We start from the raw sequence: 14,062 nt of genomic DNA, 5'->3' as shown, positions 1-14,062 counted from the left end.
CTCCTTTAATTAATTGAAATTGTTCCGTTGATTACTAATACTAAGGAAATAGCCGCAAAGACAGCGATAATCCCCATTGCCCATTTTTTCTTTACTGTGATTGGGTGATGGAATTCCTTGCATGCTTGGACATAGAAGAAGAATCCGGGAATAAAACCGACTGAAACGACCATTATTTCCTTCCAGCCAGAGAGAACCATCGCCATCAGTTCAAAGAGGGTGGCAATTAGTCCAATAACAAATTGTCCCCATTCTTGGTGCTGCCAACTGTACATCATCTGGTAAATACCAACAAGGAGGTAACAGATCAAAATCGCAGCCGTACAAAGCGTATATGCAAAGTTGTAGGCATAGGTAGTGAAAAGCAAAGAGAAGAGGAAGATCGATTGAAGAACCCCGGTAATTACTAATGCCCGTGTTGGCGCTTTTTTGTCATTTAGCTTACCCCATGATGTTGGAAGGGTTTCATCATCAGCCATTAGCATTAATGATTCGGCTGGGAGCATTGTCCACGAGAGCCATGAAACTAAAACTGAGACGATTAATCCAATGCTGATCAGGGCGGCACCCCATGTTCCAACCAAATGTTGCATGATAGCACCGAGCGCCGGTTGACCACCAGCTGCTAACTGGGCCCGAGTCATGACCCCGTATGGCAAAATGGAAACCACAATGTAGATAACAAGCAAACTTACCAAGCCGAAGATGGAAGCACGTTCAGCATCTGTCCGCGTTTTGGCACGACTAGAAAGGACAGAGGCCCCTTCAACACCGACAAATAGCCACATCATTACCATAATTGAGGCCTTTACTTGGTCATAGATTGAACCGGTTTCGATTTTTGCACTAAGGTTCTGTGTTACATTGCCCCAGAAATCAGCAGTAAAGATCTTAGCCTTAAAACCAAGAATCACACAGATAACAAAGACGACTAATGGAATAATCTTGCAGATCGTCCCAATCGAATTAATAAAGGCCGCTGATTCGATCCCTCGATTTACTAAGAATGTCAAAACCCAGGTTAAAATAATTGCAACAATAATTGAGAATAAGTTTTGACCATTGGCAAATAGACTGGGGAAAAACGTTCCAAGAGCGCTCATCATAATCGTCGCAAAAGCAATATTGCCGAGCCACGCTGAAAGCCAGTATGCCCAACCAGAAATAAATTCGCCCAGCGGACCAAAAGCAGCCGCCGCATAACTGAAAATTCCTGAATCAAGGTCTGGCCGTTTTTGCGAAAGATTAGTTAGGGAGAGGACTAAAGTCAAGACGCCGATCCCTACTATGATCCAGGCAATGATTGCTGGACCAGGAGCCGCCGCAGTAGCTAAATCACTGGTAATTCCAAATACTCCTGAACCAATTGTCGACCCCACAATTAAAAGGGTTAGTTCCGTCGTATTAATACCTTTTTTCTCACTCATTTACTCCACCTCACGATCTTATATATTAGAGTGAAAATCACATAAATGTTCTTAACTCAATTATAGCAATCGAGGAAAGCGCTATCCATAGCATTAAGATTAAATGTGAAAAGAATTATTAAGTGATGAGAATAGTATACATCACTTATAGCCAAATATACAAATACGCGAATAAAGATTGCTAAATTAGCATAAAAATACAAAAGGTGGTATAAAAGTAATGTGAAATTATGTAAAAGACTTTTATTTTTTTAAAAGACGACTATACTAATAATTATTAAATAATTTCTTATTTTTATTTAAGAATTTTAAAGCTTTGGAGGCATTATTTTGGACGAACAGAGTAGTAATAAAAAGATGATTACTACCTTTGGACTAGTGACGATGATCATTACCGCCATTTTTGGTTTTGGGAATGTTTCAAACGCCTACTTACAAATGGGTTACGGTAGTATTATTTGGTACGCATTAGCAGGGATTTGTTTCTTCTTTCCCTGTGGCTTGATGATGGCAGAGTACGGTTCCACATTTAAGGATGCTAAAGGGGGTATTTATTCCTGGCTTGCCGGGTCAGTTGGTGAACGAATCGCCTTTGTTGGTACTTTCGTATGGTTAGCATCTTGGATTGTATGGATGGTATCAACGGCATCACGGATTTGGATTACTTTTTCTGCCTTGCTTTTTGGTAAGGATACTACCCAACAATGGCACGCATTTGGTCTGACCTCGACTCAATTGATTGGGGTCCTTGGAATTCTATTGATTCTTGGGACAACTTGGTGTAGTTCACGGGGAATGACCGCCATTGCTAAAGTTGGTTCACTTGGTGGTATTTTTACAATTGTTGTTAACATTATCTTTGTTATTGTCAGCGTTATTGTTTTAGTCGCCGATAAGGGAATCTTAAAGCAACCAATTCATGGTGCTTCAACTTTCATTACATCACCTAATCCACAATTCCAGACACCAATTGCTATTATTTCATTTGTTGTTTATGCTATTTTTGCTTACGGTGGAATGGAATCATTAGGGTCTGTTACTGATAGTATGAAAAATCCTGAAAAGACATTCCCTCGTGGATTGATTATTGCAAGTATATTTACGATTGGTACTTATGTTTTAATGATTTTTATGCTTGGTTGGTCAGTAAATTATCAACAAACTTTGACTAAGAGCAGCGTTAACCTTGGTAATGTTACCTATGTTGTCTTTAATCAATTAGGGGTTACCATGGGGGATGCACTTGGATGGTCGCACGGTGCTGCCCTTACTTTTGGACTTATCATGACGCGAATCGTTGCCTTTGCACAGACCCTTGGTTTCTTGGGTGCATTGTTTATCCTGCTTTACTCCCCAATCAAGGCCTTCATTCTTGGTTCTAATCCCGAATTATGGCCAAAGAAGCTTACGAAACTTAACAAGGCGGGGATGCCTGCAAATGCAATGTGGCTTCAAGCAATTATTGTTTCAATTATTGTTTTCTTAGTTGCCTTTGGTGGAAATGCTGCTCAACAGTTCTACTTGATTTTGACTGATATGGCGAACGTTTCAACTTGTTTCCCATATATTTTCTTGATCGGGGCCTTCCCGTTCTTTAAGGCAAAGAAGGACCTTGACCGGCCATTCGTCGTCTTTAAGAACCGTTTCTGGACAGATGTATTAGTATGTTTCGTTGAATTGATTTTAATCGTGGGGATCGTCTTTACATTTATTCAACCACTATTACAAAAAGATTATCAAACAGCTTTCTGGACACTTGCTGGACCAATCTTCTTTGCAATTGTTGCATTGGTTTTCTATCAAATCTCCGCAAAGCGTCATAATATTGCTGAATAAGGGAAGTGAAAAGGAAGCGTGTGACTTCGTTTTCGAGTTCCTGTAAGCAACAATAAGCCTCCAGCATTTGGTTTTACCAGCGCTGGAGGCTTATTGTTATACTGTATTATCTGTTTTTTATGAAAGGAATCTGCTTATGTCCGTTTCTTTTTTACTTTAATGTAATATTTGTCCTGTGTGCAGTTTGTTATAATTAAACCTATAAAATATTTTCGGAGGTTATTATGGACAAGGAATCGGGCAAGGGCAAGACTTTTATTGCGTTATTAATTCAACATATTACAATGGCCCAGATTTCAAGTTCTGCTGCTGTTCTAGCTTACTATACCTTGCTATCTATTTTTCCTGCCGTGATGGTAGTAGGAAATTTATTGCCGATGATTGGAATTGACGCTAAGACGATTTTAGCCTACCTCTCCACGGCAATTCCTGAATCGGTCTATGATTTTATCCAGCCGTTGATCTATGATTTCTTACGACGGGGGAGTGGTGGTGTTCTGACAACCGGGGCATTGATTGCTCTCTGGTCGACCAGTCAGGGAATTGCCGCTTTTCAACGCAGCGTTAACCATGCCTATGGGATTGCGGAAAATCAGAATCCGGTGATGAACCGAATCGTCTCATTTGTTTGGATGATTGTCCTCTTAGTAATTATCTTTATCATCATTATTTTATACGGTTTTGGGGAACAGGTTCTTAAGAGTATCCAGCCAATTTTTAATTTCCGACGCGATTACATTGCTATCTTTAGCTCATTAAGATGGCCAATAACGTTTGGCGTCTTGTTTATCGCGCTCACGCTTTTGTATTACTTTGTTCCTAATGCGAAGGTCCGGTTGCGCTATGCACTTGCTGGTTCATTCTTGGCTTCATTGCTTTGGATGGGATTATCACGTTTATTCTCGTTCTATACCTTATTATTTGGTCACGGGGTAATTTCCTACAAGACAATTGGAGCTTTTATTGCAATGATGGTATGGCTTGACTTTTCTGGCTATATTATCATGCTGGGGGCGGCGCTAAATGCTGCTTTGCAAGAATGTCATGAAGGTGAATTGCATGCCAAGAAACACTTTTGGCAACTGGTAGAAAGAAAAAACAAAAATGGAGGCTAGGAAATTTCCTAGCCTCCAAATGTTGAAGATCTTTAGAACTTGATATTTAATTACTTTTGTTCATCGTTAAAGATAACGGTAGAAACAGTATCAACGTATTTCGCAGAAAGAGGTTGTTGGTAAATATTTTCGCCTTCCTTAGTAAAGAGATGAGCTTGTGCGATTTCTTGCATTGCCTTCCGAACGGTTTCGGCATCGAGATCACCACTGGCATAGTTTAACTTTAATGAATGTTTTTTACCGAGATTGCCTTTGAAAGTTAAGTTTAATGTACGCATAAGTTAGTTTCCTCCTTGAAATTAGTTGTTCAATGTGACTTGACTAGTAACGATAATATCTGTATCAAGGCATTTTTCAGCAGTAAGCATTTCAATTGCTGCACTAAATTGTGCTACCTGCTCATTAGTGACTTCCTCAATAATGTTGTTAAAGGGATGTTTAACGCCCTTGGGATGTTCACTGTTAGTGAGGGTGAGTTGAATTTTAGCGGACTTGAAATTACGAACCATTTGCATGATAAAAACTTCCTTTGTTTAATTTGATTTGTTAAGTAGTGGCCACTGCTTACACCTTTATAAACGATTAAAAGTTGAGAATGTTAAGGAGAAATTTAAAAATGGCAAAAATTTCGAAAATTGAAGCACAAAAACGAAAGGGTCGATATAACATATACCTTGATGGCAAGTATGCTTTTCCGGTTGCAGAAAGTGTTTTGATTCAGTTCCGTTTGATGAAGGGAACCGAGCTAGACGAAAAGCAAATTGCGGCCATTGCGACTGCTGAACAGCAAGCAAAGGCATATTCACGGATGCTTGATTACCTTTCTTACCAGATGCGGACGGAAAGCGACATTATTAAGAAGCTAAAAGAAATTGATACGCCAGAAGAGTTTGTTGAGCCAATCTTAAAAAAGCTGCGCGGTCAACAGTTAATCGATGATCATGCCTATGCAGCTTCTTATGTCCGCACGGTGATTAATACGGACTTGAAGGGGCCGGGGATGGTTCGTCAACATTTACGACAAAAAGGGATTGGCGAAAACGATATTGATGATGCTTTGACGCAATTTACTCCCGAAGTTCAAGCGGAATTGGCAAAGAAGTTAGCTGTAAAGTTATTTCGCCGTTACCGGAACCAGCCAGAGCGGCGACGAGAGCAAAAGGTACAACAGGGGCTCATGACAAAAGGCTTTTCTAGTAGTGTGTATGAGATGATTAAGGATGAAGTTGTTCCGCAGTCTGATTTGGAACAGGAGAATGATCTTTTAGCGAAGGAAGCAGCGAAACAATGGCGTCGTGTTCGTCGTTATCAAGGATATGAGCGTGAGCAGCATTTTAAGCAGGCAATGTATCGAAAGGGGTTTGACCTTGATGATGTCCAAAGCTGGTTAGCTGCGCAAGATTTCCAATAATAACTTTTCAAGATTAGGAATTACTGGTATTATTTTAATGATTATGTTTAAAAACAATAATTAGGAGTAAAATAGTGAATATTAAAATCTTAGTGGCGGTCCATAAAAATTATCGGATGCCAGATGATCCAATGTATTTACCAGTTTTTGTTGGTAAAGAAATTCACCCGACTGTTAACCATACATTTCAGGGTGATAATACCGGAGATAATATTTCAAAAAAGAATCCGCACTACAATGAGTTAACAGCCTTGTACTGGGGATGGGAAAATCTTGATGTGGATGCGTTAGGATTAGTCCACTATCGTCGTTACTTGACGATGGGACACTCAAAGGATCTTTCAACTATCCTCAATCATGAACAAGTTGAAGAGTTGTTGAAAGATGCCGATGTAATCTTACCAAAGAAGCGGCATTACTACATTGAAACAAATGAATCACATTACCTCCATGTTCATGAGCACGAGCCGCTTGAAATTACGCGACAGGTGTTAAAAGATAAATATCCCCAGTACTTACCGGCTTTCGAAAAGGTAATGAAACAGACATCGGCTCACTATTTCAATATGATGATTATGAAGAAGCAGCCGTTGGATGAATATTGTACCTGGCTGTTTGATGTTTTAGACGAAGTTGAGAAAAAAGTTGATTATTCTGACTATACACCATATGAGCAACGGGTCTTTGGCTTTTTGAGTGAGCTTTTACTAGATACTTGGTTGTTGACTAATCCGCAATACAAGACAGTGGAAGTTAACCGGGTATTTCTTGAAAAGCAAAACTGGCCATTAAAGATTGCAAAGTTCTTAAAACGTAAAGTCACCGGCCATGGTGAACATTAACGATTGGAGAGACAAGAATGCCAAAATTGTCAATAGTTGTTCCTTGTTATAATGAGGAAGAAACTATTCCACTTTTTTATCCGGCAGTTGAAAAAGTGGTTAAACGGATGCCAGTGGACACTGAGTATTGGTTTGTCAATGATGGATCAAGTGATGGGACTTTAGCAGAACTACGCAAGCTGCACGCGCAAGATCCAGAACGGGTTCACTATGTTTCTTTTTCCCGCAATTTTGGGAAGGAAGCAGGATTGTACGCGGGATTACAGGCCGCAACGGGTGATTATATTGTTGTGATGGACGCTGATTTACAAGATCCACCAGAATATTTACCAGAGATGTATCAGGATATTTCTACTGGTGAATATGATTGTGTGGGGATGCGGCGGACAGATCGAAAAGGTGAGGCAAAGTTTAAGTCCTTCCTTTCTAACCAGTTTTATAATGTTATCAATAAAATTTCTGATACTAAAATTGTCTCTGGAGCCCGTGACTACCGAATGATGACCCGCCAGATGGTCGATGCGGTGTTGTCATTAACTGAATATAACCGGTTCTCAAAAGGTATTTTTAACTGGGTTGGGTTTAAGACCAAGTACCTTCCCTATAAAAATGTCGAACGGGTGGCTGGAACAACAGATTGGTCGACCTGGAGGTTATTTAAGTATGCGATTGACGGGATTACTGATTTTTCAGAAGCTCCCTTAGCAATTGCTACCTGGGCTGGCGGATTAACGGCATTCATCTCCATTATCGGGATGATTATTGTTATAATAAGAAAGATTATTGAGCCTGCTAGTAGTGCTTTTGGCTGGGCGTCAATGGTTTGCATCATCCTATTCCTCGGTGGTATCCAGTTACTGTGTTTAGGAATAGTGGGTCGCTACATTGGTCGGATCTATATGCAGACCAAGAAACGGCCGATATATATTATTAAAGAGAAAAAGTAGGGTTGAGAATCATGAGTGAGAAGGTAAAAATTAAACAACAATCTAAGAGCTACCTTTTCTGGAAAAGGTTCTTTGATATTGTGTTATCGTCAGGAGCATTGGTTTGTTTTAGCCCCGTGTTTTTAGCTATTTTTATAATGAATCGCTTTGGTGATAATAAGGGACCACTGTTTTATAAGCAAGAACGGATCGGCTGGTATGGGAAGCCCTTTAAGATTTACAAGTTTCGTTCAATGGTTGTGAATGCAGATAAAATTTTGGAAAATGATCCTGAACTTTATGCTAAATATGTGGCAAATAACTATAAGTTAGAGCCAGAGGAAGACCCCCGAATTACGCGGTTGGGTAGGTGGTTACGGAAAACATCCATTGATGAAATCCCCCAGTTTATTAATATCTTGCGTGGTGAGATGAGCATTATCGGACCCCGACCAGTTGTTAAGGCAGAATTAGCAGAATATGCTGACCGAGTTGATAAATTTTTATCGGTAAAACCAGGAGCAATGGGACTCTGGCAATCGAGTGGGCGGAGTAATATCCCATATCCAGAACGTTGTGATGTTGAATTAGAATATGTCGATGAGGCTTCGCTTGGATTTGATATGAAAATAATGTTTAAGAACATTATCAGTATCTTTAAACGTGACGGTGCGTATTAAGAAAGTAAACGATTTCTTTTTACAACAATGATTAGTCAAGCATGATTAACGATTATTACAATTAAGTTAAAAATATATATCTTAATAGTTACGATTACCTACAAAAGCTGTTATTAAAGGCTTTTGTAGGCTTTTTTGTTGATTTGCAAGGAGAAAGCACAACCAGTATGATATTAATCGTGAGAAAATTAAGTATTTAAGTTACAATTCGGTTTTAATTTTATGGAGGACAAGCTTATTTTTAAACCTAGTCATTTAAAATCAAAAGTTTTATCTACTCTTACTGTATGTGGAGGAGCTTTATTCCTGTTAAGTGGGAATGCTGCTGCTGATGATCAAACAACTGATGTTCAACAACCAGTTACTCCTCAACAAACAACTAATGAACAACCAAATACATCCACAATTGATGTACAAACACCAAATACATATAACGGAGTAGCAGTTAGTCCACAAGCTAGTGAAGCTACTCAAAATACAGAAAATTATAATGTTGTTCCAACGCAGGACAATAATCAAGAAGTACAACATAAAGAAGCAACTCAACCACAAAATCCCAACAATTATGGTTATTTAGATTCAGTTAGTTTATCAAACAACGAGTTGCAAGTTAGTGGTTGGCAAGCAACTAACCAAGCTGCAGACAAGCCTTACCATTACGTAATTGCGTATGATAATACGGTTAACGCAGAATTAGGTCGTCAACAAGTTAAAAATGTTAGTCAACCGGATGTTGCCCAAGCCTATCCAGATGCAACCAATGCTGATAATTCCGGCTTTAATTCGACTATTAAGTTAAATACAACTAATGAAGATTATACTAACCACTCTATTAGTGTAATCAGCCGGTATAGCGATGCTACTAACGGTGAAGGCAATCATGTTGATTATTGGTATCCAGCGTTTACTTTTGACCAAGGTAACTATGCTTGGTTAGATGATATGCATACTGAAAATGACCAATTACATGTTACTGGTTGGAATGCAACTAACCAAGCAAGTAATAAGGATTACCACTATGTAATTCTTTATAACAAGACAAAGGGCCATGAACTTAGCCGTCAATTGGTTGATGAAAAGAATAGTCAACGTCCCGATGTTCAAAAGGTTTATCAAAATGTAAATAATGCCACTAAGTCTGGCTTCAATGTAACATTTGATTTATCAAAGTTATCATTTGACGCTAGTGATCAATTACAAGTAATTAGCCGTTATAGTGATGCTCAAAACGGTGAAGGTAACCGTGTAGATTTCTGGTTTGCACCAACAAGCCGTGAAAACCAAGGTAATCTTGATAGTGCCAATTTTAGTAATGGGCAATTAGTTGTTAATGGATGGCATGCAAATGATGCATCAACCATCGCACCTAACCACTTCTTGATCCTTTTTGATCGGACTGCTAACAAACAAGCTGCTTCCCTTTCAGCGAGTCAAGTTAACCGTCCCGATGTTGCCAAGGCATTTGGAGCTATTCAAACTGCAGGTAAGGCAGGATTCACTGGCATATTTAATGCTAATGTCATTATTCCTGGTCACGAATATTCATTAGTTAGTCGCTATTCTACTTCTGCTAATGGTAATGGGGATCAAGGTCACTATGTGGACTATTGGTTTAATGGCCTTAAGTTCAATCAAGCACGCTACAGTGTAGATTCATTTACTCAAAATGATAAAGGATTCCATGTAACAGGATGGATGGCGAGTGACTTTGCGGTTAATCGTCCAAACGCTTATGTTATTTTACTTAATAATGGTAAAGAAGTTACTCGTAGCAAGGTTACTTTAACTGACCGTTCAGATGTAGCTGCTGTTTACCCAAGCCTTTACAACAGTCGTAAGAGTGGATTTAGTACTGATTTGATAGTAAATCCAGCAAGTTTAACTGGCGAACTTTCAATGATTCTACGTTTTACTGGTTCAAATGATGGTAACAGTAATTACACCGATCAAAATACTAATAAGTATGCTACTAATGCGGGTAGTTTTGATACGGTAAATGTTTCTGGTAACCAAATTAAGGTTGCTGGTTGGCACGCAAGTACACAAACTGCCGGAAAGGACTACCAATTTATTATCGTATTGGATCAGAATGGTCATGAATTAACTCGTCAAGCGGTAAATACAAAGGATATCACTCGTAATGATGTTCAAAAGGTATATCCATGGTTAACTAATAGTGTTAAGTCTGGTTTTGATACTACTGTAAGCATTAACGATCAAATTAATCATAAAGTTGTTCGCTTGATTCACCGTTACTCTAACCAAGCTAATGGTGAAGGTAGTTATGTAGATTACTACTCAAATCCTATTTCTGTTTATTCAGAATTCCAAAATGAAAATGGCACTACTTTCTACTATGATTCTCGTACTGGTGCTAAAAAGACTGGTTGGGTGAATATCAATAACAATAACTACTATTTTGACCCATCTACAGGTGCTATGTTTACTGGTACCCATACCGTTGATGGTAAATCTTATGACTTCGGTAATAATGGTGTAGCAGTTGAAAATGATAAGTGGGGTTGGCCATTCCCTAACGTTGGTGAAGGTCACTTTGGCGGTGCACAGTTATTTGGTGTAAACCCTGGTGGACAGTTCCGTAGAAATGGCTTCCATGATGGTCTTGACTTTGGTTCAATTGATCACCCAGGCTCAGAGGTTCATGCAATTCACGGTGGTAAGGTTACCCAAATTGGTTATACTGCTGGTTTAGATTGGTATGTATTAGTTGACACTGGTGAATACCTTACTGTTTATCAAGAAGCATTCTCAAATAAGAACAATATTCAAGTTCAAGTTGGTCAACAAATTAACACTGGTGATGTAATTGGTCGTCGTGATACGGCACACGTTCATATCGGTGTTACCCGTCAACATAACTTTAATATTGCTTTAGCTAACTCATTTAACAATAATGGTACTTGGTTAAATCCATTAGACTTAATTCGGAATGGTTCTAAGTAATAAAGAAAAGCTACTTATTGTTAATAAATAAGTAGCTTTTTTATAGGGGGATTTTGGGAGATAACAATGGAAATAAAAAACACTATAAATTATACAAAGATGGTAAAAATTGGTGCACGATGGCTTTAGCTGTTACGGCTGTTTCAGCGGGATTAGTATTGGGGAATACGAATGTAAAAGCTGATACGCCGACTGATAATGTACCGGTAGTTAAAACTACTAATCCTACTACTGGCGATGCCAATGCAGAGCTAGCTAGTCAAGAAAAGGCTGCTCAAGCAAAGGATAACGGGAACTATGGCTACCTTGATGCTGCTCAAGTTGTTAATAATAATGACTTGCATGTTAGTGGTTGGCAAGCAACCAATCAAGCCGCTGGCAAGGATAATCGTTATTTAGTGGCTTATGATAGTACTACTAATACTGAATTGGGTCGTACACCGGTAACAGAAAATGTAGCTCGTCCGGATGTAGCGAAGGCTTATCCTGAGGTAGTAAATGTCAAGGATTCTGGTTACCAAGCAACAATGAACAACCTGGATTGGAGTAAAGTTAAGAGCGTTGACGACCAAATTCACATTGTTAGCCGCTATAGTGACGCTGCTAATGGTGAAGGAAATTATGTCAGTTACTGGTATGCGCCTAAAAAACTTGCACCAGCTAATACCAGTAATCAAGGGAGCCTTGATTCATTTAACATTAGTAATGGTCAATTAACGGTTACTGGCTGGCACGCAACTGACTATTCTCAAGTGGAAAATAATCACTACTTGATCTTATTTGATAATACAAATAAGACGCAAGTTAAGTCCATTAAGATCACTAATGTTGCTCGTCCTGATGTGGCAAAGGCTTATCCTACAGTAGCAACAGCTGGGCAATCTGGCTTTAATGCTAATTTCGGTACAGTAAATCTTACCCCGGGTCATAATTATAGTATTGTTAGTCGTTACTCGACGTTAGATGGTGGCAATGGGGATAATGGTCAAAGTAAGACTACCGATTATTGGTTTGCTCCCGTAACTTTGAATCAACAAGCTTCTTATGTTGATAGCTTTACCAAGACTGATAATGGCTACAATGTGAAAGGCTGGATGGTCAGCGATCAATCAATTAACAAGCCTAATGCTTACCTTATTTTATTGAATGATGGTCAAGAAATTGCCAGAACGAAGGTCGAACTAACTGACCGTCCCGACGTAGCTAAAGTTTACCCAAGCATTTACAACTCGCAAAAGAGTGGCTTTAACGGTGAATTTAAGGTGGATTCAGCTAAGGCAAACGGCACCCTTAAAGTAATTATGCGGTTTGCTGGTGATGATGCTAATAAGAACTTTAGTGACCAATATAGTCAAGACTACCCAACAAATGCTGGTAATTTTGATAATATTCACGTAACAGCTAGTCAGGTTAGTTTAAGTGGCTGGCATGCAAGTACGCAAGCGGGTAATAAACCATATGAATGGTTGATCGTTCTTGATAATAACGGTCAAGAACTTTACCGCCAAGAGATTACGGGTAAAGGCCTTGGACGAAATGATATCCAAAATGTTTATCCTTACATTGAAGGGGCAAATAAGTCAGGCTTTCAAATTGTGATTCCGACTCAAGAAAATATGCTCCACAAAGTAGTTAAAATTATTAACCGATTAACGGATGATCCAGCCGGCAATGGTAATTATATTGATATTGTATCTAGACCGATATCTATTCTTTCAGGAGCTCAAACTGAAGGCCGTAAAACGACTATCTACAATGATAATGGACAAATTGTTGCGGTTTATAATGATGCGGAGGTTATTAGTCAACTTCCGGAATTACCAACTGGTTGTGAAATTACAGCAGTAACAATGATGTTACGTTACGCAGGCTATGATGTTAATAAGGTACAGCTTGCTAATATCATGCCACGAAGTAATAATGGAGACTATGGATTTGTAGGTAATCCGTTTAGCCTGAGTGGATGGTGAATTTTACCAACACTGGAATGCTGATAGACAACGAGCAATTAGTTATTAAGATTAACTTTAATTAGTGGCGCAAATAATCAAGATGGTTTACAATAAGTGCATAAGATACATGATCCTAAACGGAGGAATTAATTAAATGAAAATTAAACGACTTTTACTAAGCAGTTCTGTATTATTAATGACCACTTTAGGCTTAGCTGGTTGTGCAAGCAGTACAAACAAATCTGCTTCTAGTGACAGTTCGTCTAAAGAGACGACCTCAAAAGTTACTGAGAGTCGCAAAAGTTCTGCAAAAGCTAAAGATTCAACTAAATCAAGTAGCAAAAAGAATGCCGCTTCATCTAAAGTTAGTGATGATGATGTAGCCAAGATTGATTCTAATAGTAGTTCAAATACTACTTCTCAAAATGCGAGTTCATCTAAGGTGACGAGTTCATCACAGTCTTCTGCTACAAGTACGACAAAGTCATCTACTTCTAGTCAACAATCTTCAAGTAATAAGGCTAATCAAAGCAGCAAAATTCAACTTGGCTTAAGTGACGTTGCCGTTTGGACAGATGAAAATGGCGTTACTCACCATGTGGATAGTGATGGGATGGATCGACAAACAACGAGCGGTAGTGATCAAATTACTTATAATGATTGGTCAGGTAGTTTACCAAGCAATGCAAAAGTTGTCCAAGCTCACTAAAAACCACTTAATAGAAGAAAAGGAATGCTTTTTGAGTACAAAATTAAACTCAGAACATTCCTTTTTTTATGCTCCTGAAATGTCAATTTAAATTAGAAAAAAGGTGAAAGTTGTTCTTCTGTGACATGACTCAAGAATACTTCTAATGGTGTACGATAATTAAGAGATTTTCGTGGGATATTGTTGCGACGATGCATTAG

The 14,062-nt window shown here is 38.8% G+C and carries 12 protein-coding genes and 1 pseudogene; 9 read left to right on the top strand and 4 right to left on the bottom strand.

The genetic code is table 11. From position 1 onward, the window contains the following. Window positions 1–5: 5 nt before the first annotated feature. Complete coding sequence (locus CBG10_RS08385) at window positions 6–1,427, bottom strand: basic amino acid/polyamine antiporter (RefSeq protein WP_094512320.1); 1,422 nt, start codon at window positions 1,425–1,427, stop codon at window positions 6–8. Window positions 1,428–1,757: 330 nt separating this feature from the next. Between CBG10_RS08385 and yjeM the strand changes: the two genes are divergently transcribed. Together yjeM and CBG10_RS08375 are read left to right on the top strand one after the other, a co-directional pair. Next, window positions 1,758–3,263: a glutamate/gamma-aminobutyrate family transporter YjeM gene (yjeM, locus tag CBG10_RS08380; RefSeq protein WP_094512318.1), complete on the top strand. Its 1,506-nt coding sequence runs from the start codon at window positions 1,758–1,760 to the stop codon at window positions 3,261–3,263. A 224-nt stretch (window positions 3,264–3,487) separates the two neighbouring features. After that, window positions 3,488–4,378 (top strand): YihY/virulence factor BrkB family protein, encoded by an 891-nt coding sequence (locus CBG10_RS08375; RefSeq protein WP_019252561.1) that lies wholly within the window; start codon window positions 3,488–3,490, stop codon window positions 4,376–4,378. A 50-nt stretch (window positions 4,379–4,428) separates the two neighbouring features. Here the strand turns inward: CBG10_RS08375 and CBG10_RS08370 are convergent, their stop codons facing one another. Both CBG10_RS08370 and CBG10_RS08365 read right to left on the bottom strand, forming a co-directional pair. After that, complete coding sequence (locus CBG10_RS08370) at window positions 4,429–4,656, bottom strand: DUF2922 domain-containing protein (RefSeq protein WP_094512316.1); 228 nt, start codon at window positions 4,654–4,656, stop codon at window positions 4,429–4,431. A gap of 21 nt (window positions 4,657–4,677) precedes the next feature. Continuing rightward, window positions 4,678–4,893 (bottom strand): DUF1659 domain-containing protein, encoded by a 216-nt coding sequence (locus CBG10_RS08365; protein ID WP_094512314.1) that lies wholly within the window; start codon window positions 4,891–4,893, stop codon window positions 4,678–4,680. 101 nt (window positions 4,894–4,994) lie between these two features. On the opposite strand from CBG10_RS08365, the gene recX reads away from it, so the two are divergent. The 7 genes from recX to CBG10_RS08330 all read left to right on the top strand — a co-directional run bounded on the left by recX (window position 4,995) and on the right by CBG10_RS08330 (window position 13,862). Continuing rightward, entirely contained in the window at window positions 4,995–5,789 is a 795-nt protein-coding gene (gene recX / locus CBG10_RS08360) for a recombination regulator RecX (protein WP_094512312.1), read from the top strand. 74 nt (window positions 5,790–5,863) lie between these two features. Then, on the top strand, window positions 5,864–6,631 hold the full coding sequence (locus CBG10_RS08355) for a DUF4422 domain-containing protein (RefSeq protein ID WP_094500925.1): 768 nt from the start codon (window positions 5,864–5,866) through the stop codon (window positions 6,629–6,631). A 17-nt stretch (window positions 6,632–6,648) separates the two neighbouring features. Next, entirely contained in the window at window positions 6,649–7,578 is a 930-nt protein-coding gene (locus CBG10_RS08350; RefSeq protein WP_094500923.1) for a glycosyltransferase family 2 protein, read from the top strand. A gap of 11 nt (window positions 7,579–7,589) precedes the next feature. After that, the gene (locus tag CBG10_RS08345; RefSeq protein WP_094500984.1) at window positions 7,590–8,237 is read left to right on the top strand and encodes a sugar transferase; all 648 of its coding nucleotides are present in this window, start codon (window positions 7,590–7,592) and stop codon (window positions 8,235–8,237) included. Window positions 8,238–8,459: 222 nt separating this feature from the next. Beyond that, complete coding sequence (locus tag CBG10_RS08340; RefSeq protein WP_094512311.1) at window positions 8,460–11,201, top strand: M23 family metallopeptidase; 2,742 nt, start codon at window positions 8,460–8,462, stop codon at window positions 11,199–11,201. Window positions 11,202–11,254: 53 nt separating this feature from the next. Beyond that, window positions 11,255–13,171, top strand: a complete 1,917-nt coding sequence (locus CBG10_RS08335) for a C39 family peptidase (RefSeq protein ID WP_225361522.1) — start codon at window positions 11,255–11,257, stop codon at window positions 13,169–13,171. 136 nt (window positions 13,172–13,307) lie between these two features. Then, window positions 13,308–13,862 carry a CDP-diacylglycerol diphosphatase gene (locus CBG10_RS08330; RefSeq protein ID WP_094512309.1) on the top strand — a complete coding sequence of 185 codons (555 nt, stop codon included), beginning with the start codon at window positions 13,308–13,310 and terminating at the stop codon, window positions 13,860–13,862. Window positions 13,863–13,954: 92 nt separating this feature from the next. Here the strand turns inward: CBG10_RS08330 and CBG10_RS08325 are convergent. Continuing rightward, a pseudogene (locus tag CBG10_RS08325) lies at window positions 13,955–14,062 on the bottom strand (IS30 family transposase); the annotation flags it as partial.

This window comes from Limosilactobacillus reuteri (genome assembly GCF_002254085.1).
Classification (GTDB): domain Bacteria; phylum Bacillota; class Bacilli; order Lactobacillales; family Lactobacillaceae; genus Limosilactobacillus; species Limosilactobacillus reuteri_K.
This window is presented reverse-complemented; position numbering and strand designations above follow the sequence as displayed.